The sequence below is a fragment of the Dyadobacter sp. CY347 genome, from assembly GCF_021502655.1.
Lineage (GTDB): Bacteria > Bacteroidota > Bacteroidia > Cytophagales > Spirosomataceae > Dyadobacter.
This window is the reverse complement of sequence record NZ_JAKFFT010000004.1, coordinates 366,402-387,365: the sequence shown is the minus strand read 5'-3', so window position 1 is coordinate 387,365 and position 20,964 is coordinate 366,402. Positions and strand designations below refer to the sequence as shown.

Below are 20,964 nucleotides of genomic sequence, written 5' to 3'. Positions count from 1 at the left end.
CTTTACTAGAACTTACAGGATCTTAACAAAACACTTCTTGCTTCCGGCCCCATATTAAATAGTAAATCAATAATACTCAAGTTGCTTACAAAATCATTCCCAAATGTCTGATAATAAGGCTCCGGCTTGTAATATTCGGGAGGAAATGTGCTTTTCTTATTGTTAATGAGGGAAATAGCATTAAATACCTCACTTTCCCCGATTTCAGCACCTGACAAATTGTACTGTATATCCTTTTTAACTCCTACCAATCTAAGACAAATTGTCAATAATTCATAATTCAAATCGACCAGATAAGCTAATTTTTTGTCGTATATCTGCAAAAGCTCCGGGGCGTAAAACTCGTAAAACGGGGATTTTCCGTAAGCAGATTGCAAACAGCCTAAATGACGTCGGATCCAGTCCTGGCCATAATCAATCTTGATATCTTTTGTGGGGGTGGCTGCCTCGTACTTCTGAACCGGAACTGTCAGCTGATCTACTTTATTCGCAGTTAGTACACTGCATCTGTTTCGATAGGTCTGCTTCACATACCGCTCCTCAATATCGATGTAAATACGGTCGTACTTTAATAAACAGGTAAAATACGCTAAACAAGGCAAATACTGTAGTTCGATCCGTATTCCCGTACTTTCATCACTTTTACTCAAAATTTCTGACACTATCAAATATGGTAAAGCCTTATGATATTATCAAAAAATTTATAATAAATATTTTACCCAGGGAGCATTGTACCAAACGAACTTAAAACATTACAATTTTGACTTACGAAAACACACTAATGTCCCCAAGTCCTTCGCGGATGATTTCAAATCCGTCATTATCCGCTTTCACGATCGTCGAGGCAATGTTTCCGCCATATCCGCCGTCGATCACGATATCTACCTGATGTTGGAATTTTTCGTAAATCAATTCAGGATCAGTCGAGTACTCAATGATTTCGTCGTCATCTTTGATGGAGGTTGTAACAATCGGGTTACCGAGCTCTTTTACGATCAGGCGGGCAATGTTATTGTCAGGAACGCGGATTCCTACCGTTTTTTTATTGGTATTTAAAAGTTTGGGAACCGCAGTTGTGGCTTCCAGGATGAAGGTGTAAGGACCAGGCAAAACCCTTTTCATGATTTTGAACGCAGAATTATCAACACGCGCAAAATCTGAAATGTGGCTCAGATCGTAGCAAATGAAGGAAAAATCGTTTTTCTGAGGCTTGATCCCTTTGATGCGGGCGATCTTTTCAACAGCCCTGGAATTGTAAATATCGCATCCGAGTCCGTAAACGGTGTCGGTAGGATAAATCACCAGACCACCATTTCTAAGCACATCCACGACCTGACGGATTCTTCTTTCGTCAGGATTTTGCGGGTAAATTTTTATGAATTCAGCAGGCATAGGTAATAGTAACTTTTTAAAATAACAATCCTAAAAGCTAAAACCTTCCTGACTGAATGCTTTTTTTAAGTTTTTGATATAAAAACGATACGCAAAGTTGACAGGAAGATGAAGTCTGCACATGAACACAATGAGCTCGGTTTGCCATCCCGGATTTTCAATGTAGTTCAGTAAAACCCGAAAACGAACTGCCAGTTCATATTCTTGTGCATACCAGCATTTTCTGATAAATGTACGGATACGTGCGGCCAGAAGATCGAATTCCTGCTGATCGCGGTTCAGGTCGTAAGCTTTGTTGCAAACAGCGTAGTAGGACGCCAGCATGCCGCTTCCTTTTTTGTAAACTAATGATGAGAGCGACGAAGGAACAATGCGCTTTTTAGTGAGGACTTCGTCAAGATAAAAATATTTGTATTGAGCCGCGGAGCGAACCCAAAAATCAAAATCCTCGAAGGTGAGCGTTTCGTCATAGCCGCCGAGTTCGCGCATCGTGCTCGTACGCATCATCATGGTAGGCGTGCATATGAAGTATCTTTCCAGCACATTTTTATAAATATCACCCGAAGGAACTGGTCGCAATGCTTTGCCTTTTGAATCCACTGAATAATGATTTTCAAGCTCCTTACCCGCCGGACTAATGTATCTGGCATTGGTAAAAATAACCGCAAAATCATCTGAAAGCGACTCAAATGCTTCAACCTGTTTCTCAATGCGGTTGGGCATCAAAATGTCATCCCCCGAGAGATCGATCACATATTTTCCTTTTGCAATGGACAAGCCATAATTGAAAGCAGCGCACAAGCCTGAATTTCTTCTGTTTTTAATGAATAAAAAATTCCGGGATGGATTGACAAAAGCTTCAATGACAGCCAATGTATCGTCTGTGCTAGCATTGTCGATGACGATTAGTTCGAGGTTTGGGTAAGTTTGGTCAAAGACCGATGCGAGTGTTTCGCTAATGTAATCTTCCTGATTATAAGCTGTCAGGATAACAGTTACCAATGGATTCTCCTTTTCTTTCATTTCAACACGCCGTGCAATTCGGGCCCGTTAGCCCTCTTTTTAGTTTCTTCATGAAGCCGTTCGTGACAAAACTAGCAACATTAAGGCGATGTCAGAAAAGTAATTACTTTGCGGTAAGTCAGCGTTTGGAGATGGTTTTCGCCCTGGCCGCAGTGTTAATTCCGGCGTTGATTTCAAACCCGAGAATGATCACAAATGCCAGCAGATAAAGCCAGATCATGAGCGCGATCATCGTTCCTATGGAGCCGTAGAGTTTGTTATAAGAGCTAAACCTGGACAAATAATAGGAGAAACCGTAAGTCGCAAAGAGGATCAGAACAGAAGAAATCACCGCCCCCGCATTGATAAAACTGAACTGCCTTCCATGCGAAGGCGCAAACCTGTAAATCATTGAAATGGTCAGCATTAACGAACCAAAACTGATCAGATAACGGGTAATGTTCAGCAAACTGATCATCCACGTGTCCCGCAGAATGTTCCAGTCGCTCAGGATATTCATCACCGCATCACCCACGATCAGCAGGATTACAGAAAGAAAAAGCACCAGGATCAAAAGCAGTGTCAGTAATGTAGCAATGCCCCGCAGTTTCAGAAATCCCCGCGTTTCATTGTCATCATAAACCATATCGAATGAGCGCATTAACGACATCATGCCATTCGTAGACGCGATCATGGCGAAGATAAAACCGAAAGAAAGCACACCTTTCCGGGGCCTGCTGATAATGTCCATGATGGTCTGGTCTGCATCTTCGTAAATACCGCTGGGAATGTTCTCGCGCAGCAGTTCCATAATCTGCTGGTCCAAATGCTCAATTGGAATGTAAGGAATTAATGTAAAAAGGAAGATTATTGCCGGGAAAGCTGCCAAAGTGAGGCTGTAAGCAACGGCAGAAGCGCGCTGGTCAATGTCGTATTTCCGGTTGCTCCGGACGAGATTCACCAGAATTTCGTACAAAGAAACTGTCCCGCCCAGGAATACGGTTTGCTGTAACCAGACGATTAACCGTTTAATTTGGCGGCTCTTTAACAGTTTCTCAAGCATAGGCAATTACATTAAATTTCAAAATACGGTTTCAGCTTGTTCAGCAGCTTGTCGGGTGGCATGCAGAGTTTTCCAGTATCGCGCCGTTGAAAAACCAATGTTGTTTCGCCCGTATTGAGCAACACATTCAGCTGGTTACGGATCTCATAATGAAAAACAACCCTTATCCCCGGCATTTCCTGCAAAGTAACCCGGATACTCAGTTCATCATCATAGCGGGCGGGTTTAATATAACGAGAATGATTTTCGTAAACAGGCATCATCACACCCTCGTCCTCCATCACCTTATAATGAAAATCCAGGCTTCTTAAGGCTTCAACCCTTCCGATTTCATAATAGCGCGCATAATTTCCATAATACACATATCCCATCTGGTCCGTATCCGCATACCGGACACGTACGCCCTTAACTTCGTGAATGAACATTATTTCATGATTTTGAGTCGATTCAACTCGGCCTGGTACATCCGCGCGTTGTTCAGGTGGTCCGTATAATTGGTTGCAAATGCATGGTAACCCGAAAGGTCCGCCTTGGCGCACATGTATACATAATCGTGCTTTTCGTAATTCAGCACAGCATCCAGCGAATTGAAATCTGCAACGCGGATCGGGCCGGGCGGCAAGCCTACGTTTACATATGTATTGTAGGGTGATTTAATTAAAAGCTGCCCATTCAAAATCCGCTTGATCGCAAAGTCCTGCAAAGCAAATTTAATGGTTGGATCAGCTTGCAAAGGCATTTGCGCATTCAGACGGTTCATGTAAAGTCCTGCCACTTTGGCCCTTTCATCCACTTTCCGCGCCTGCTCTTCTTCCACAATCGAAGCGAGAATGGAAACCTGCACGGGCGTTAATCCGATGGCTTTTGCTTTTGCAGTTCTTTCGTCATTCCAATATTTTTTATACTCGCTATGCATCCTGTCGAGGAATTTTTCTGTGCCCGTTGTCCAGTAAATTTCATAGGTGTTGGGCAAAAACATGGAAACGATCGTCAGCGTATCGAGCCCATATTTGTTACAAACCGCGGGATCATTCAAAGCTTTTCTAAAACCGGCTTCTCCAAACTCAAAACGGCTGCCAATCCTCGTAATCAAATCCTCTTTCAGCCTGATGTTGTTGAAAGTCAGCTTTACAGCATCCTGGGTTCCTGCTGCAAGCTTTTTGACCACCGTATAGTTACTTGACTTCGGCTTAATGACATATCTTCCCGGCTTTACCTTGTCAGGATAGTTCAAAAGCTTCGCCAAAAACTGAAATGAAATGTGGTCATTAATAACGTCATGCTTATTCAGCGAGTCAAGGACGCCCTTATAGGTCCCGTTTTCGGGGATAAGCAATGCAAAGCTCGTTTCTTTATCCGCCTGCAGGTTTGGCGTTTTGAATATCTGCCAGAAATAAAATGTGAATGTTGTAGTTAGAATGGCAATTGTTACAAACAACCCAACTTTGAAATTACGCGACATAGTTTATACGGCTATCGGCTTTCGGCAAGCAGCCGTCGGCTTTTGTTTTTTAATGTTATAAATTGATTTCAAAGGGTATTCCAAATCGCTTCGCAAGCTCATCCAATGACAAAACGACCGGTTCCAGCAAATGAATGCCATTCACGCTGCGATCCGCATCACTTTCGCGCTCAGGATCACCGGGAATGAGCACTTTTTGACCATCCACAGCCCGAGCGCCGCGAAATGCCTGGATCCATTTGTCCATATCCTGCTTAAATTCCTCCGCCGGACGGAAGCCATCCACGCGCATAGCACCCAGGAAATGTCCCGTGCCTAATCCGACCCCTTGTTGCGCTGTCATAAATCCGGCGGTTGCGAATGGCGGAACCCAGGGGCCAAAGTTAGCGCCCGAAAGTACGCCGGAAAATATATCCACAATGGCTCCAAGCCCGTAACCTTTATGACTTCCATGCTCGCGGTCCGAGCCCAGCGGAAGCAATCCGCCGCCACTTTTCACTGCATTGGAATCCGTTGTAGCATTGCCTTCCGCATCCTGCGCCCAACCGAGCGGTGCAGGCAAACCTTTGCGCTGCAATATTTCAAATTTTCCATACGCAACGGCCGTTGAAGCAAAATCTGCCACGAATGCGGGTTCTGTCAAAGCAGGCACAGCAACGGCTATCGGATTGGTTCCCAATAATTTATCCAATGAAAAAGTAGGCGTTACCAATGGCGCAGCATTCGTCATTGTCCAGCCGATCATATCCTTTTCCAAAGCCAGCATCGCATGATATCCGGCAATGCCAAAATGGTTTGAATTCCGAACAGAAACCCAACCAGAACCCACTTTTTCGGCCTTTTCCATGGCAATTTCCATCGCTTTCGGCGCCACAACGAGGCCTAAGCCCCTGTCGCCGTCCACCACGGCGGTGCTGGGCGTTTCATAAACCACTTTCACATCCGGCGTAGGATTCAGCCTTCCGTGATCATAGAGACGCACATAACCGGCCAAACGGGCAATGCCGTGGGAATCCACACCACGCAAATCAGCGCTTACCAAGACCGTAGAAGCGAGTTTTGCCTCTTCCGGCGAGCATCCGATGGCGAGGAAAACCTCCTCCGTGAAATGTTTTAAATAACTGGCCTGATACATATACGTCTGATAAGTGAACTTCCTTTCCGGTCTGCAAATATCCTAATTCAATTCGCATCGTCCAATATTTCACAAAAAACTGTTCAACGGAGCATAGGACGAAAAAGCGGCTGGTGAAGATTAGTTTACGCTTAAAATATGAGCAACAATGCAACACTTTTGCCCGTTTAAAAGAATGATTCCCTATATTTGAAACATTCTTTTATTGCTATGAAACAGCTTTTCGTTACCGCTATCTTTCTACTCACAGGGAGTCTTCACGCATGGTCGCAAGACCATTATGATGCCAAAAAAGCACTTTCAAGCGAAGAACTTTTTCTCAAACAGGGCAATACAAGCCGGGTAATCGCAACACCCGGACAAAAATATCTGGTCCTGGATGCCTCCCCGATGATCGGCGGATTTCACAGATACCGCTTTTTCCCGGGCGACAACATCAAGTTCCGGATGCACAACGAGACCATCCGTTTCAACGAAACCATAGCCAGCGTTACCGATTCTTCTTTCAGCATTGCCATTATCAATGAGGCAGTTGGAAGAATGGATTACCAGGAAATCCTTTTAAAAGACATCCGTTTAATGAAGGTTTCACGCCGCATTCCGTTCATTTCTCAGCTGGCACCGCTACTGCCTCTTGCAGGCCTCCTTTATGTGGGTGCCGATTTTTTTAACAAAGGCGTTGACGACAAAAGATTCACAACCGATGCTTCTTCGCTTGTTGTAGGCGGCGCGTTCATTGCCGCAGGGTTTGTTTGCTACAAACTGACTTTCTCCTCGCTTAAAATTAATGGCAGGAACAAACTGAAAGTCCTTGAAACATATTAATACTTACCGAATTCCCGAAGGCCGATGCCTTCGATTTGTCCCTAATCTGATTCTTTACAGTGAAATCCATTCTAGTCCACCCACCCCAAAAATCCATACGCGCAGAAATACGGCTCGCTGCTTCCAAAAGTGAATGCAACCGTGCTTTGATCATTAATGCCCTGACCGGTTTTGAATGCGAGCTGACCAACATTTCAGAAGCACGCGATTCGCAAACCATGCTCAGACTGCTTAATTCCAATGATCCGATTGCCGATGTGATCGATGCGGGAACAACAATGCGTTTTTTGACAGCTTATTTTGCTGTAACCGGACAGAAGAAAGTCATGACCGGCACACCGCGGATGTGTGAAAGGCCCATTGGGATCTTGGTGGACGCATTAAGGATTTTAGGTGCAGACATTGAATATGAAAAAGAAACAGGTTACCCGCCGCTGAAACTGAACGGTTTCACTTATTCCGGCCAGAACGAAATTGTCATGCGTGGCGATGTAAGCAGCCAGTATATTTCAGCATTGCTTCTGATCGCGCCAGGATTACCGAGCGGACTGAAAATCAAGCTGGAAGGCGAAGTAGGCTCGAAGCCATACATTGAAATGACATTGAACCAAATGGCACATTTCGGCATCAATTACCATGCAGATTGGCATCCAAACACCATTATAATCCCTCCGTTCAAGTATCAGCCGCATCCCTACGCCATCGAATCAGACTGGTCGGGCGCGAGTTACTGGTATAGCATTGTGGCGCTTGCCGATGATGCCGAAGTGGAATTGTTGGGTCTCAAAAAAGATTCATTGCAGGGCGATAGCGCCATTGTCGACATTATGCGTCACTTGGGCGTAGACAGTGTTTTTACGGAAAGAGGCGTTCTGCTAACCAAAATAGCCCCTGCCGCGTCCATAGGTTGGGATTTTACAGCTTGTCCGGACCTGGCCCAAACCGTGGCGGTTTGTTGCGCAGTTAAAGGCATAACATTGTCTTTAACCGGCATCGAAAGCCTGAAAATTAAGGAAACAGACCGTGTTTTCGCTTTACAGCAGGAATTGCAAAAGCTGGGGGCCACATTAAAGGAAATAGAAAAAGACCACCTTTACGAAGTGGCGCAGATTCCGGGATTTGAGTCAAAAGGAACCCCATCTATTCATACGTATGACGATCACCGCATGGCCATGGCATTTGCGCCTGCCGGAATGGTGTCGCCCATTATTATCGAAGAACCGGGCGTTGTTGTCAAATCGTATCCTGGTTACTGGAAGGACCTCGCGGTGGTAACCACCTGGGAAGAAGTCTGACTTTCCGCTCATTAAATTCCCGAATTCATGGAAAACGTTGCTTCGTTCTTTGCTGCTGTCCCAATATGGGCTTACCTGATTTTGATCCCCATTATCATTGCCATCAGGGACATTTTACAGCGAAAGCACACGATCCAGCATAATTTCCCACTGGTAGGACATTTTCGTTACATGCTGGAAACGATCGGACCGGAATTGCGGCAGTATATCGTGGCCAACAACCGTGAAGAACTGCCTTTCAACCGCCGCCAGCGTTCGTGGATCTACGCTTCTTCCAAAAAAGAAAATAATTATCAGGGTTTTGGCACGGACCAGAATATGCAGGAGCCTGGATATGTGCTCATTAAGCCTGCTATGCTGCCGTTCCGGCTGGATACGACGCACAGTCATCATGTCAAAAATGGCAATGATCCCCATCATTATACCATTCCTTCGGCCAAAGTCATTGGTAAATCTCATAACCGGAAGCGTCCCTACCGTCCACGCTCGATCGTGAATGTGAGCGCAATGAGCTATGGTTCACTTTCCTCGCGCGCCATTGAGGCATTGAATAAAGGTTCGTACCAATTTGGCAATTACCATAATACCGGCGAAGGCGGCTTGTCACCCTACCATAAGTTTGGGGCGGACGTGGTTTTCAATATGGGGACTTCGTATTTCGGCGTCCGGGACGATGATGGTAATTTTGTGATGGAAAAGCTTGTGAAAATGACACAGCAGAACCCGTTCGTGCGGTTGATAGAGCTCAAACTTTCCCAGGGCGCAAAACCGGGAAAAGGCGGCGTGCTGCCTGCGAGTAAAATCACAGCAGAAATTGCAGAGATCCGCGGCGTGCCCATTGGCAAAGATGTAGTTTCCCCGCCTTATCACAGCGCGTTTTCGAATGTAAAGGAAATGGTCGATTTCATTGAAGCCATGGCTGACGCAACGGGCTTGCCGGTCGGGCTGAAATCGGCTGTCGGGAAAACCGATATGTGGGAAGAACTGGCGGATATCATGGCAGAAACCGGAAAGGGCCCCGACTTTATCGCCATCGATGGCGGCGAAGGAGGAACGGGCGCAGCGCCGCCGTCTTTTGCAGATCACGTTTCGTTACCGTTGGTTTTTGCTTTTAGCACCGTTTACAAAATATTTCAAAAGAGAAATCTTACAGACAAGATCACATTTATCGCATCGGGGAAGCTGGGACTTCCTGCCCAGGCAGTGATGGCGTTCTCGATGGGCGCGGACGTTATCAATGTGGCACGTGAGGCAATGATGTCGATTGGCTGCATTCAGGCACAGATCTGCCATACCAACCGCTGCCCTACCGGCATCGCCACCAACAACAAATGGCTCGAAGCCGGCATTGACCCTACTTTAAAAAGTGAGCGTTTCAACAGCTATATGAGTACGCTTGCCAAAGAGATCATCGAAATTACCCACGCGACCGGTTACGAGCATCCGTGCCAGTTTGGAATGAATGATGTAGATATTTCAATGGGTGATCTTAATAAAACCATTACTTTGGCAGACAATTACGGTTATTTAAAAACCATTGTCCCCTACTCCGGCATTCGTGAATTGCTCGATTGTCCTTATCTGGGAGGCAGAAAGATTCCTGGTGAAAAGATTGTTTAACTTTCAGAACCATGACAAGGACTATACAAACCACACTCATTGCCTCATTCCTTTGCCTGAACTTCTGTTTGGCACAAAGTAACCCGCGTTATTTTATTCTGTTCAAGGATAAAAATAATTCCACATTCTCGACGGACAAACCGGCAGAATATCTGTCTGCCCGCTCCATCGAAAGAAGGACGCGACAAAATATCCCGATCACCACACGTGATTTTCCCGTCAATCCGGGTTATACTTTTGCAATCAAACAATTGGGCGCATCGGTCATTTTCACATCCCGCTGGTTTAATGGCGCCGTGGTCGAAGCGAATGCTGCACAACTCGCAGACATTAAGAAATTACCATTTTACAAAAGCATTGAATTCGACCTGCCCGTCGCCAACATTAACGGACAATCTCCCGGCGTGGAGCGCGTAGGTGCGCTGAACCGTAAACTGGAAGCGGAGGAAGATCTGGATTATGGAAATATGAATGCGCAGCTCGCCTTAATGGACGTTCCGCAGCTGCATACCAAAGGTTTTCACGGAGAAAATATGTTGATCGCAATCCTGGATAATGGTTTTGCAAATGCGGATCAGGTTGGATTTCTGAAACCGCTCCGCGACGAAAACAGATTTGTGGACATGTATGATTTTATGGGCCGCGAACGCAATGTTTTTAATGACGGATCGCACGGTTTGAACGTGATGTCCACCATGGCCGCGAATCAACCGGGATCTATGATCGGCGCTGCATTTAAAGCAAGTTATGCCCTATATCGCACAGAGAATGACTTCTTAGAATCGCCCTATGAAGAAATTGCCTGGTTGATGGCAGCAGAACGTGCAGACAGCGTGGGTGCGGACGTGATCAATTCTTCCTTGGGTTACAGTCAGTTTGATGCGGAATTTAACAAACCTGAATACAATTACACTTACGAAGATCTTGACGGAAAGACCACCATTGTAAGCCGCGCCGCGCGATATGCAACCCGCACGGGTATGCTGGTGGTTTGTTCAGCTGGTAATGAGGGAAATAAGGCATGGCGCTACGTCACTGCTCCGGCGGATGTGGATTCGGTTTTAACCGTTGGTGCGACGAACTACGAGCGCGTTTATGCCGCATTGAGTTCTGTTGGGCCAAATGCAGCGGGCCAGCAAAAGCCGGACGTCGCGGCCGTGGGACTCGGCGCTGTGATCGGTAACACGTCAGGAAATGTTTCCAGCAGCAATGGAACATCTTTTTCATCGCCTTTGATTGCGGGTTTTTCCACGATTTTATGGCAGGCTTATCCTAATCTCACCGCGCAGCAACTCATTTATGTAATCAAAAAGTCTGGTCATCAAGCCAGTGCGCCGGACAATTTGCTTGGTTACGGCGTTCCCAGCACGGTGAAGGCGGAACAAATTATCCAGGATGAATTCAGGCCACTTGGCACAGAGGATGATTTGCTGAAAGCCATTGTGCTTTCACCCAACCCTGTTCAGGACAATGCAAGCCTTTCCATCCCGCAACACTTGATCGGCAAAAAAGCAACGCTTAGCATTTATGGATTGAACGGAGCAGCATTGAGTGTTTCAGAATCAAGGTTAAGCGGCGTGCAACCTATTGCGGCAAACCATTTATCAGCAGGGCTTTATCTGGTGAAGATCCGCGTCGATAATCAGGAAAAAGCATTGAAATTCATCAAGCAGTAATTTTCCGGATCATTCGCACCACCGACTCCGAATCATTGCGCTTTTGTACATCGTGCAAAGGAATCCACTGCACATCCAGCGATTCATCATTGACAATAATTTCCTGGCCGGGCGCCGCTTTAAACGCAAACCGGATGTCATAATGGTTATGAGCGGGAAGGCCTTTACGCTCGGGGATCAGGTGAATGTCCACATCAAAGATTCCTTGTTTGTACAAATCTAAATGCTGAATGCCTGTTTCTTCCCAAACCTCTTTACGGGCAACCTGTTCTGTATCAGGATCGCCATCGCAATGTCCACCCGGCTGTAACCACCGTCCCAGTTTCTGATGATGCATAAGCAAAACCGATTGCTCGTCCGGTGAAAGCACCAGCCCGGAAGCCGTTACATGGCCGATTTCCAGCGATCGCTCAAAGCAATCCGGGTGCGTTTTTACAAATGCAATCGTGTCCAGATACATTTCTTTTTCAATTCCATTTTCCGGCGTATAGGCATCTAGGAGGGCAAGCAAACTATTCCGCTTCATGTAGGCTATGTGATTTTTTCATTCTAATTTCACCACAAGTTTAATACTTCAAGAAATAAACCACCTTATTAAGAAATGAAAAAGTATTTATTATCGGTTTCCCTGGCCGCATTATTGGCCACCACGGCCATCGGTCAACGCACGCCACAAGCCAGTCCGGCCGCTACGGTAATGCAAAGCATCGGCGTAACCGATTTCACAGTAAAATATTCACGCCCAACCCTTAAAGGCAGAAAAGTGTTCGCCGACAGCTCAGTACTGGCCCCTTATAACCAGATTTGGCGCACAGGCGCAAATATGTCCACCACGTTAGAAGCAGGAACAGACTTTTCATTCGGAGGCAAAAAAGTGCCTGCCGGGAAATACGCATTGTTTTCCATCCCATCCGGCGCCGCCTGGACTGTCATTTTGAATAAAAACTTCAATCAAGGTGGAACACAGGATTATAAAGAGTCGGAAGATGTAGCCAGAGTAATGGTCGTTCCAACGTCGGCTGAATTCACCGAAAATTTCAAGATCAGCATTGAGCCTGTTTCAGACAGCACAGCTTATCTGAACATTGCGTGGTCGAGTGTTAATGTTCCCGTTCCGCTTGCCGTTAACACGGAGTCACTTACAATGGCTGCGTTGAATAAGGCTGTTGCAGAAAAGCCGGAAGATGTTGCAGCATTGCAAAGCACTGCGGGTTATTTACTGTCAAAGGGCAAAGACCTTCAAGTAGCGCTTTCGTTGGCTGACAAGGCGATCGGCCTGAAAGAATCCTATTCCAATTTGTGGCTCAAAGCACAGATTCTAAACAAATTAGGCAAGAATGCAGAAGCACTGCCCGTTGCGCAAAAAGCATTGACATTGGGAAGTGCTGCGAATGATGTCGCTTTTACAAGTTTCTATAAAGGACAAATCGAAAACGGCATCAAGCAAATCCAATCCAAAGTATCCGCTGCTCCCAAGCAAGCTGCTGCTTCTGCAAAAGGTAAAAAGAAGAAGTAATTATCAGCGAAAAAACCGCGGAACGCTCCATCCGTATTTTACAGCTAAAATGCGGATGGCTATAATGACCAGCGACGCAGAAATGAACGCAACATTACGGCCGGCGCCAAGGCTATCCAATAACAAATAGCTGCAAGCCCCTGTAAAACAAGCCGTTGCATATACTTCTTTTCGATAAATGATGGGAATTTCATTGGTCATCATGTCGCGGATCACGCCGCCCATGGTGGCTGTAAAGACGCCCATAATAACGGCTATTTCAGGCCTGATGCCCAAGTGCAAAGCTTTTTCTGTTCCCACAATGGTGAATAATGCAATCCCGAATGTATCGAACAGAAAAAGCGTTTTGCGTAGTTTTAAGAGGAATTTGTAAAATATAAAAGTGACCAGAATCCCCGCCATAATGGCATAAATGATCGTAATGTCACTGATCCAGACGAGCGGATAACTATCGATCAGAATGTCACGCAGTGTTCCTCCGCCGATGGACGAAATAAAAGCCGTGAAACTTGCTCCGAACCAGTCCTGGTGCTTCTGGTCTTTCACAGCCAGGGCGCCGGAAATAGCAAAAGCGAATGTGCCAATGATCTCTAAAATATATTGAATGCTCATCCGGCGAAATTGCTAAACCGCAACCGGCGCCTTAATGCCCGGCCAGGGACTGTAATCCTGCAATTCAAAATCTTCGAATTTGAAATCAAAAATACTTTTAACGTCCGGATTGATGACCATCTTTGGAAGTGCACGCGGTTCGCGGCTCAGTTGCAAGCCTACTTGTTCCAAATGGTTGAGATAAATGTGCGTGTCGCCGCCAGTCCAGATAAAATCACCCAGGTCCAGGTCGCATTCCTGCGCAATCATCATGGTAAGCAACGCGTAACTCGCAATGTTAAACGGAACACCAAGGAAAACATCCGCGCTGCGCTGGTAAAGCTGGCAGGATAATTTCCCACGCGTTTCTCCCGCATCTTCATCCGGCGGAGCCACATAAAACTGGAACAATGCGTGACAAGGCTGCAATTTCATTTCAGAAAGCTGCGACGGGTTCCAGGCCGAAACCATAATTCTCCGCGAATCAGGTGAGTTTTTCAACTGCTTCAAAACCTCCTGCAACTGATCCACTGTTTTGCCATTCGGGCCTTCCCAGCTTCTCCATTGCTTTCCATAAACCGGACCGAGATCGCCATTGTCGTCTGCCCATTCATCCCAGATGGAGACGCCGTTGTCTTTTAGATATTGAATGTTGGTATCGCCTTTCAAAAACCACAAAAGCTCATGAATGATCGATTTCGTATGCACTTTCTTGGTAGTAACCAACGGAAAACCGTCTTTCAGGTTGAAGCGCATCTGATAACCAAAAACACTGACCGTTCCGGTGCCGGTGCGGTCGGTTTTACGAACTCCGTGTTTGAGAACATGGCGTAACAAATCCTGATATTGCTGCATTGCGTCTTAATTAATGCGTTTTTAAAGAAGATAAGGTTGATTTAAACAGTCGCGATCTCAACGCCGTACGTAATTTCGGCGAGCGCTTCCAGCTGGGCCGTAGCCGAGCAATATTTTTCCATAGACAGGCCAATCGCCCGTTGTATCTTACTCTCATCGAGGTTATTACCAGCGAACTTAAATGTCAGATGGATCTTGGTGAACGGCTTCCGTTGTGTATCTGCTTCCTGTGTACGGTCGCCGTCGGCAGTAACACGAAAGTCGGTGATATCCTGGCGTTGCTTTTTAAGGATCAGCACAACATCAATGGCGCTGCAGCTGGCGAGTCCCATTAACAATAATTCCATGGGCCGCACACCCTGGTTGCTTCCGCCAATTTCCGGGGAGCCGTCGGTATGCACTTTCACTTCTGAGGAACCACTGCCTTCAAAATGAAAGGCATCATCAACACGAACGAGTTCTACTTTCATAATACTTACTCCTGATTTTTCAGCGGAGTCGGGTTAAATGTAAATGTTCAAAAGGCCGGTCTGAGCGACTTTTGCAAGGCATATGCAATGTGCAGCAGGCCGTGACACTTTAATAAGGATATGAACCGGATCAAAGTTCAAATATACTTCATCAAACCCGATTCGGCTATTTAACCGAATAATTTAAAAAGATACATAAACCTCGTATATTCGTTTTATTATGCCGTTTTAAAGGATTTTGATAAAATAAACGCGAAACGATATGTGGAAAGAGGACGATAACAAGCTCAAAAAGAGCTTCACTTTCAAGGACTTCAAGGAGGCATTTGCTTTCATGACAGAGGTTGCGAAAACGGTTGATGAAATGGACCACCATCCGTTCTGGACCAACACATATAATAAAGTAACATTTGAACTAAACACACACGACGCAGGTGACGTGGTTACAGAAAAAGACCAAAAACTCGCTGCCGCTATTGATACGATTTTTGAAAAAAATAAAAAATAATTGCGTGACCGGCCTATTCGTGCCTATTTGCATTCAATGAAACTTTACATAGTCCCCACGCCCATCGGCAACCTGGAAGATATTACACTTCGCGCCATCAATGTTTTAAAAAGTGTGGACGTCGTTCTGGCAGAAGACACCCGCACATCCGGATCGCTGCTGAAACACCTGGGCATTTCCAAGCCAATGCACAGTTACCATATTCATAATGAGCACCAAACGGTGACGCGGGTGGTGGAACGCATCCTGAAAGGCGAAAGCATGGCGCTCGTTTCGGATGCCGGGACGCCTGCTGTGTCTGATCCTGGTTTCTTGCTGGTTAGGGAATGCATTAAACAGGGCATTCAGGTCGAATGTCTGCCCGGGCCAACGGCCTTTGTTCCTGCGTTGGTCAATTCGGGCTTGCCTAGCGACAGGTTTACTTTCGAAGGTTTTTTGCCTCATAAAAAAGGCCGTCAAACGCGCCTTCAAAATCTTACTTCGGAAGAAAGAACGATGATATTTTATGAATCGCCGCATCGCCTGATCAAAGCATTGCAGCAATTTGCAGAGTATTTCGGAGCAGACAGACAGGTTTCAGTGGCCCGCGAGTTGACCAAAATCTATGAAGAAAACGTCCGTGGAACGATGGAAGAAGTGATCGCTTACTTTTCAGAAAAAACCATAAAAGGAGAAATTGTGATCATCCTGGCGGGCAAAGCAGAAGAAAAAAAGAAATCAGATAAATATGAGGATTAGCATTTATAGGTTCGTTGCGATTTTAACCATTTTTTTACTGGCAAAAACCGTCGCAACTGCCCAGTTTGCCACATTAAGCCCCGAAGCAAAGGTTAGTCTGGTCACATTTGGGCCTGGGGACGAATTGTACTCGGGTTTTGGGCATAGCGTGCTCTGGGTTTATGATCCGGTGCTGAACATCGACAATGCTTACAGTTACGGGACATTCAGTTTTGACCAGGGTAATTTTTATATCAATTTCATGCGCGGCTATCTGCCTTACAGCATTTCGGTTCACCCGCTCGGGCCTCAGCTGGAATATTACCGCGCAGAAAACCGCTCCATTTCCGAGCAGGTCCTGAACCTGAGCATTGCGCAAAAACAAAAGCTTTATAATTACCTGGAAAACAATTACCTGCCTCAAAACCGGGTTTACGCATATAAATTTTTCTACGACAACTGCGCGAGCCGGCTCGCCGTTGCACTGAAAGAAGCTTGTGGCGACAGCCTGGTCTACAAGGGTTATACACATGAAAAACTGAGTTTCAGGCAATGGATCGACCGTTATGCATACAAGCAAAATCCCTGGGCGGATTTTGGTATGGACCTTGCCCTGGGAACACCTGCCGACGAAATTGCCACACCCGAACAAGCGACTTTTTTACCAGATAACCTGGCCATTGCATTTACTGATGCGAGAGTAAAAACCGCTTCCGGATTGGTGCCGCTGGTGAAGAGCACAAATGAATATTTCAAAGCCGAGCCGCGCAATTACACAGGAATTTTCACGCCAATGATCGTGTTCTGGACCCTTGCGGTGCTCACATTAGGCATTACTTACTGGCAGATCAAAAAGGAGAAGTTGAATTTTCTTTTAGACAAAATACTTTTCTCCATTGTAGGACTTGCAGGCTGGCTGCTCACCTTACTTTGGTTTGCTACCGAGCATAATGACACTAAATGGAATTACGACATTCTGTGGGCGTTTCCGCTCTGGATGCCGCTGATTTTTCAGATTTCGGCAAAGAAGAAACCATCGTGGTTCTCGTTCTTGTTGATATTTTACGGATTTCTCTTACTTTGCGCAACAGGTAACCTGTTAAAACATAATTATGTCGTGATCCCCATCATTCTGACATTGGTCATCCGGGTTTACTACATGAATAATTCACTCTCTAAAATTCCTGAGAAAGGATAGTATAGTAATGAATCTCGAACAGCTCACGCAACAAACGATAGAAATCGTAAGACAAGCCTCCTCCTTCATTCAGCAGGAAGCGGCCTTGTTTTCACGGGACAAAATTGAATACAAAGACTTGAACAACCTGGTTTCCTATGTCGATAAGGAAGCTGAAAAGCTGCTGGTAGCCAAATTAAGCACCTTACTTCCGGAAGCAAGTTTCATCACCGAAGAAGGCACAACAGGCCAGGAACCCGATCCGACCGCATTGAACTGGATCATTGACCCGCTGGACGGAACGACCAATTTTATCCATGGAATCCCTGTTTACTGCGTCAGCGTAGGACTGGCGAGAGGAAAGGAACTGCTTGTCGGCGTAATCCACGAGCCCAGCCTGAATGAAATGTTTTACGCGTGGCAAGGCGGTGGCGCATGGTGCAACGGCAAGCCTATGAAGGTTTCCAATGTTGAATCGCTGGCCGACAGCCTGATCGCGACGGGCTTTCCTTATTACAAATTCGAGAAGCAAAAGCGTTATATGTACATTCTGGAACTGCTCATGCAAAGAACGCACGGCATCCGCAGAATGGGCGCGGCAGCAGTGGACCTTGCTTACGTAGCAGCAGGAAGATTTGACGGTTTTTACGAATACAACCTCAATTCCTGGGACATGGCAGCGGGTGTATTAATGATAAAAGAAGCAGGCGGAACCGTCACCGACTTCAACGGAGGCGACAATTACCTCTTCGGAGGCGACATCATAGCCGCCGCAGGCGGACACAAGGAACTTGTGGAAGTGATCAGAGAAAATTTTTGACAACTAGTTTCATTACATAAGCCATGGACATAGAGCAGCTTAAATACCCGATTGGCAAATTTCAGTTTCAGGACTTTTACACGCCCGCAGAGGTTAAGTCAAACATTCAGATCATCAGTGCATTACCATCAAAATTTATCAACCTTCTCGGAGGTTGGGATGATGATAAATATAATACGCCTTACCGCCCAGATGGCTGGACGGTAAGACAGCTCGTTCACCACGTTGCAGACAGCCATATGAATGCTTACGTGCGTTGCAGGCTTGCCATGACCGAGGATAATCCTGTCATAAAGCCTTATGAAGAGCAACTCTGGGCTGAGCTTCCTGACGCAAAAATGGCGCAGGTTGAATTGTCCATTCAGCTGCTTCGTTACATTCATTTGCGCTGGGTGCTTTTGCTGAATTCAATGGATGAAAATGACCTGGCCAGAACTTATACGCATCCCGCAACCGGCCGCGTTTTCCGCCTCGACGAAGTAATCGCGAATTATGCATGGCATAGCGAACACCATTATCAGCATGCATTTCAGCTCGCTGCCAGGAACAATTGGTAAAAACCGGCTGTTATTAAAACATGGGACAACAGATCATCATATTTATCCTTTTCCTCGTGGCAGTTGGTTTCATGGGCTGGCGCGTCTGGAAAGCATTCGACAACCGCAATGGCGGCGGATGTGCAAAAGGATGTGGTTGCGCGACGGATAAGGCGATGGCTGCCAAAAATCTTTGACATACATTAGCAGGACATAATAAAACGGGAAGCCCCTTTTGGAGCTTCCCGTTTTATTTTATCAGCAACATTATTTTACAACGCTCCCTTCTTAATATCCTCAACAACCGCCGGGTCCAGCAATGTGGACGTGTCGCCAAGGTTGTTCACATCACCTTCTGATATTTTTCTCAAAATTCTTCTCATGATTTTTCCTGAGCGCGTCTTTGGCAATCCGGTAACGAACTGAACTTTGTCGGGTTTGGCAATAGGGCCAATGATCCGGGAAACGGTGGCTGCAATGTCTTTTTTGAACATTTCGGGATCGTCGGGCTCGCTTTCAGCGATTACATAAGCGTAAATACCCTGTCCTTTAATGTCATGCGCATAACCCACCACCGCCGATTCAACCACGCCTAAATGCATATTAATGGCATTTTCAACTTCTGCTGTGCCAATCCTGTGCCCCGAAACATTCAATACATCATCAACGCGGCCAGTAATCCGGTAATAACCATCTTCATCGCGCAAACATCCGTCTCCCGTGAAATACATGCCCGGATAGGCTGAAAAATAGGTTTGTTTCGCACGTTCGTGGTCGCCGTATGTGGTTCGGACAATGCCCGGCCATGGGAATTTGACACACAAATTGCCGCTAACCCCATTTCCTTCCAATTCCTTGCCATTTTCATCCACCAAAACCGGCTGAATGCCCGGTAGAGGCAATGTTGCAAAGGTTGGTTTTTCAGGCGTGATGCCGGCCAGCGGGGAAATCATGATACCGCCTGTTTCCGTCTGCCACCAGGTGTCTACCAACGGACAGTGGTCATGGCCAATGTTGGTTTTAAACCAATGCCACGCCTCTTCATTGATCGGCTCCCCTACTGAGCCCAATTTAGTTAAAGAAGAAAGATCGTGCTTTTTAACAAAATCCAAACCAAAACTCATCAGCGAACGGATCGCCGTTGGTGCTGTATAAAGAATGTTAACCTTATGCTTTGCAACAATTTCCCAGAAACGGCCTGCATCCGGATAAGTCGGAACGCCTTCGAAGATCACCGAAGTGGCCCCATAGCAAAGCGGACCGTAAACAATGTAACTATGACCTGTGATCCAGCCAATGTCTGCCGTACAGAAATGGATCTCGCCCGGCTCATATTGGAACACGTTGGCAAAAGTATAGGTCGTATAAACCATGTAACCACCGCAGGTGTGCACAACTCCCTTTGGCTTACCCGTGGAACCCGAAGTGTAAAGGATAAACAATGTGTCCTCTGCATCCATAGGCTCGGCAGGGCATACCGAATCCACGTGTTTCACTTCCTCTTCCCACCATAAATCCCTGCCTTTCAGCATGGAAACCGGTGTCCGCGTGCGCGTCATCACGATCACGTGCTTCACAGTATGACATTGATCCAATGCGGCATCAACCGTTTCTTTCATCGGGATCACCTTCGATCCGCGGAAAGCGCCGTCGGAAGTGATGACCATATTACACTCGGCATCATTGATGCGGTCGGCAATAGATTTGGCTGAAAAACCGCCGAAAACAACCGAATGGATCGCTCCTATGCGTGCGCAAGCCAGCACGGCCACGGTCAGCTCGGGCACCATGGGCAGATATATGCATACACGGTCGCCCTTTTTCACGCCATGCTTTTTCAGGACATTGGCAAACCGGCAAACACGGTCGTATAGAACACGGTAAGTAATGGTTACGGATTTATCTTCCGGGTCATTTGATTCCCAGATAATGGCTGGCTGATCGCCGCGCTCGGCCAGATGCCTGTCCAGTGCATTCTCGGTAATGTTGAGCTCTCCGCCTTCAAACCACTTTATATTCGCTTCATTAAAGTCCCAGCTCAGGACTTTTTTCCATGGTTTGCGCCATTGAAACTGTTGGGCTACTTCTGCCCAGAAACCTTCGGGATCTTCTACACTTTGTTTGTAGGCAGCCTGATACGCTTCAAAGGTCTTAATTCTCATGATAAATAAAGGTTAGACTTAGGATTAAGGGATATAGGGGGACAATTTATAATTTTCATTTGGTTAGTCCTACTGATTATCATGCAGAAAAAATAGCCCGGAATATGCATCACGCTGATAATCAATGCCCAGCCGGTGAATG

The 20,964-nt window shown here is 46.3% G+C and carries 23 protein-coding genes; 11 read left to right on the top strand and 12 right to left on the bottom strand.

From position 1 onward, the window contains the following. Nucleotides 1-5: 5 nt before the first annotated feature. The 7 genes from L0659_RS09730 to L0659_RS09700 all read right to left on the bottom strand — a co-directional run bounded on the left by L0659_RS09730 (nucleotide 6) and on the right by L0659_RS09700 (nucleotide 6,054). Nucleotides 6-662, bottom strand: coding sequence for a WbqC family protein (locus L0659_RS09730; protein WP_235125741.1), 657 nt, complete (start codon nucleotides 660-662; stop codon nucleotides 6-8). Nucleotides 663-765: 103 nt separating this feature from the next. Further along, the gene (locus L0659_RS09725; RefSeq protein ID WP_235125739.1) at nucleotides 766-1,392 is read right to left on the bottom strand and encodes an L-threonylcarbamoyladenylate synthase; all 627 of its coding nucleotides are present in this window, start codon (nucleotides 1,390-1,392) and stop codon (nucleotides 766-768) included. Nucleotides 1,393-1,422: 30 nt separating this feature from the next. Next, nucleotides 1,423-2,415: a glycosyltransferase gene (locus L0659_RS09720; RefSeq protein WP_235125738.1), complete on the bottom strand. Its 993-nt coding sequence runs from the start codon at nucleotides 2,413-2,415 to the stop codon at nucleotides 1,423-1,425. Nucleotides 2,416-2,533: 118 nt separating this feature from the next. After that, complete coding sequence (locus L0659_RS09715) at nucleotides 2,534-3,457, bottom strand: YihY/virulence factor BrkB family protein (RefSeq protein ID WP_235125737.1); 924 nt, start codon at nucleotides 3,455-3,457, stop codon at nucleotides 2,534-2,536. Nucleotides 3,458-3,468: 11 nt separating this feature from the next. Further along, a complete protein-coding gene (locus tag L0659_RS09710; protein ID WP_235125736.1) occupies nucleotides 3,469-3,882 on the bottom strand; it encodes a thioesterase family protein in 414 nt (137 codons plus the stop codon). Next, nucleotides 3,882-4,919, bottom strand: coding sequence for an endolytic transglycosylase MltG (gene mltG, locus L0659_RS09705; protein WP_235125735.1), 1,038 nt, complete (start codon nucleotides 4,917-4,919; stop codon nucleotides 3,882-3,884). Before mltG ends, L0659_RS09710 begins: the two co-directional genes overlap by 1 nt. Before the next feature lie 55 nt (nucleotides 4,920-4,974). After that, entirely contained in the window at nucleotides 4,975-6,054 is a 1,080-nt protein-coding gene (locus L0659_RS09700) for an Ldh family oxidoreductase (protein WP_235125734.1), read from the bottom strand. 210 nt (nucleotides 6,055-6,264) lie between these two features. On the opposite strand from L0659_RS09700, the gene L0659_RS09695 reads away from it, so the two are divergent. The 4 genes from L0659_RS09695 to L0659_RS09680 are packed head-to-tail and all read left to right on the top strand — an operon-like array spanning nucleotide 6,265 to nucleotide 11,470. Then, nucleotides 6,265-6,879, top strand: coding sequence for a hypothetical protein (locus tag L0659_RS09695; RefSeq protein ID WP_235125733.1), 615 nt, complete (start codon nucleotides 6,265-6,267; stop codon nucleotides 6,877-6,879). A gap of 59 nt (nucleotides 6,880-6,938) precedes the next feature. Further along, complete coding sequence (locus tag L0659_RS09690; RefSeq protein WP_235125731.1) at nucleotides 6,939-8,174, top strand: 3-phosphoshikimate 1-carboxyvinyltransferase; 1,236 nt, start codon at nucleotides 6,939-6,941, stop codon at nucleotides 8,172-8,174. A 27-nt stretch (nucleotides 8,175-8,201) separates the two neighbouring features. After that, nucleotides 8,202-9,794 carry an FMN-binding glutamate synthase family protein gene (locus L0659_RS09685; protein ID WP_235125729.1) on the top strand — a complete coding sequence of 531 codons (1,593 nt, stop codon included), beginning with the start codon at nucleotides 8,202-8,204 and terminating at the stop codon, nucleotides 9,792-9,794. 11 nt (nucleotides 9,795-9,805) lie between these two features. Further along, nucleotides 9,806-11,470 carry a S8 family peptidase gene (locus L0659_RS09680; RefSeq protein ID WP_235125727.1) on the top strand — a complete coding sequence of 555 codons (1,665 nt, stop codon included), beginning with the start codon at nucleotides 9,806-9,808 and terminating at the stop codon, nucleotides 11,468-11,470. On the opposite strand, the gene L0659_RS09675 is transcribed toward L0659_RS09680, so the two are convergent. Beyond that, nucleotides 11,460-11,996, bottom strand: a complete 537-nt coding sequence (locus tag L0659_RS09675; RefSeq protein ID WP_235125725.1) for an NUDIX hydrolase — start codon at nucleotides 11,994-11,996, stop codon at nucleotides 11,460-11,462. The genes L0659_RS09680 and L0659_RS09675 overlap by 11 nt on opposite strands. Before the next feature lie 75 nt (nucleotides 11,997-12,071). Between L0659_RS09675 and L0659_RS09670 the strand changes: the two genes are divergently transcribed. Then, nucleotides 12,072-12,986 carry a DUF2911 domain-containing protein gene (locus L0659_RS09670; RefSeq protein WP_235125723.1) on the top strand — a complete coding sequence of 305 codons (915 nt, stop codon included), beginning with the start codon at nucleotides 12,072-12,074 and terminating at the stop codon, nucleotides 12,984-12,986. A 3-nt stretch (nucleotides 12,987-12,989) separates the two neighbouring features. On the opposite strand, the gene L0659_RS09665 is transcribed toward L0659_RS09670, so the two are convergent. The 3 genes from L0659_RS09665 to L0659_RS09655 are packed head-to-tail and all read right to left on the bottom strand — an operon-like array spanning nucleotide 12,990 to nucleotide 14,902. Next, complete coding sequence (locus tag L0659_RS09665) at nucleotides 12,990-13,598, bottom strand: trimeric intracellular cation channel family protein (protein WP_235125721.1); 609 nt, start codon at nucleotides 13,596-13,598, stop codon at nucleotides 12,990-12,992. Nucleotides 13,599-13,610: 12 nt separating this feature from the next. Further along, a complete protein-coding gene (locus tag L0659_RS09660; RefSeq protein ID WP_235125720.1) occupies nucleotides 13,611-14,432 on the bottom strand; it encodes a thymidylate synthase in 822 nt (273 codons plus the stop codon). Nucleotides 14,433-14,473: 41 nt separating this feature from the next. Further along, nucleotides 14,474-14,902 carry an OsmC family protein gene (locus tag L0659_RS09655; protein WP_235125719.1) on the bottom strand — a complete coding sequence of 143 codons (429 nt, stop codon included), beginning with the start codon at nucleotides 14,900-14,902 and terminating at the stop codon, nucleotides 14,474-14,476. Between the two features lie 262 nt (nucleotides 14,903-15,164). On the opposite strand from L0659_RS09655, the gene L0659_RS09650 reads away from it, so the two are divergent. Genes L0659_RS09650 through L0659_RS09625 form a run of 6 tightly spaced genes read left to right on the top strand, consistent with a single transcriptional unit; the run spans nucleotide 15,165 to nucleotide 18,857 of the window. Further along, a complete protein-coding gene (locus tag L0659_RS09650; RefSeq protein ID WP_235125718.1) occupies nucleotides 15,165-15,410 on the top strand; it encodes a 4a-hydroxytetrahydrobiopterin dehydratase in 246 nt (81 codons plus the stop codon). Between the two features lie 36 nt (nucleotides 15,411-15,446). Further along, nucleotides 15,447-16,148: a 16S rRNA (cytidine(1402)-2'-O)-methyltransferase gene (gene rsmI, locus L0659_RS09645; protein WP_235125717.1), complete on the top strand. Its 702-nt coding sequence runs from the start codon at nucleotides 15,447-15,449 to the stop codon at nucleotides 16,146-16,148. Continuing rightward, on the top strand, nucleotides 16,138-17,325 hold the full coding sequence (locus L0659_RS09640; protein WP_235125716.1) for a DUF4105 domain-containing protein: 1,188 nt from the start codon (nucleotides 16,138-16,140) through the stop codon (nucleotides 17,323-17,325). Before rsmI ends, L0659_RS09640 begins: the two co-directional genes overlap by 11 nt. Nucleotides 17,326-17,332: 7 nt before the next feature. Further along, nucleotides 17,333-18,124 carry an inositol monophosphatase family protein gene (locus L0659_RS09635; protein WP_235125715.1) on the top strand — a complete coding sequence of 264 codons (792 nt, stop codon included), beginning with the start codon at nucleotides 17,333-17,335 and terminating at the stop codon, nucleotides 18,122-18,124. 23 nt (nucleotides 18,125-18,147) lie between these two features. Beyond that, a complete protein-coding gene (locus L0659_RS09630) occupies nucleotides 18,148-18,681 on the top strand; it encodes a YfiT family bacillithiol transferase (RefSeq protein ID WP_235125713.1) in 534 nt (177 codons plus the stop codon). A 20-nt stretch (nucleotides 18,682-18,701) separates the two neighbouring features. After that, nucleotides 18,702-18,857: a FeoB-associated Cys-rich membrane protein gene (locus L0659_RS09625; protein ID WP_235125711.1), complete on the top strand. Its 156-nt coding sequence runs from the start codon at nucleotides 18,702-18,704 to the stop codon at nucleotides 18,855-18,857. Between the two features lie 75 nt (nucleotides 18,858-18,932). Here the strand turns inward: L0659_RS09625 and acs are convergent, their stop codons facing one another. After that, nucleotides 18,933-20,822: an acetate--CoA ligase gene (gene acs / locus L0659_RS09620; protein WP_235125709.1), complete on the bottom strand. Its 1,890-nt coding sequence runs from the start codon at nucleotides 20,820-20,822 to the stop codon at nucleotides 18,933-18,935. Between the last annotated feature and the right edge of the window lie 142 nt (nucleotides 20,823-20,964).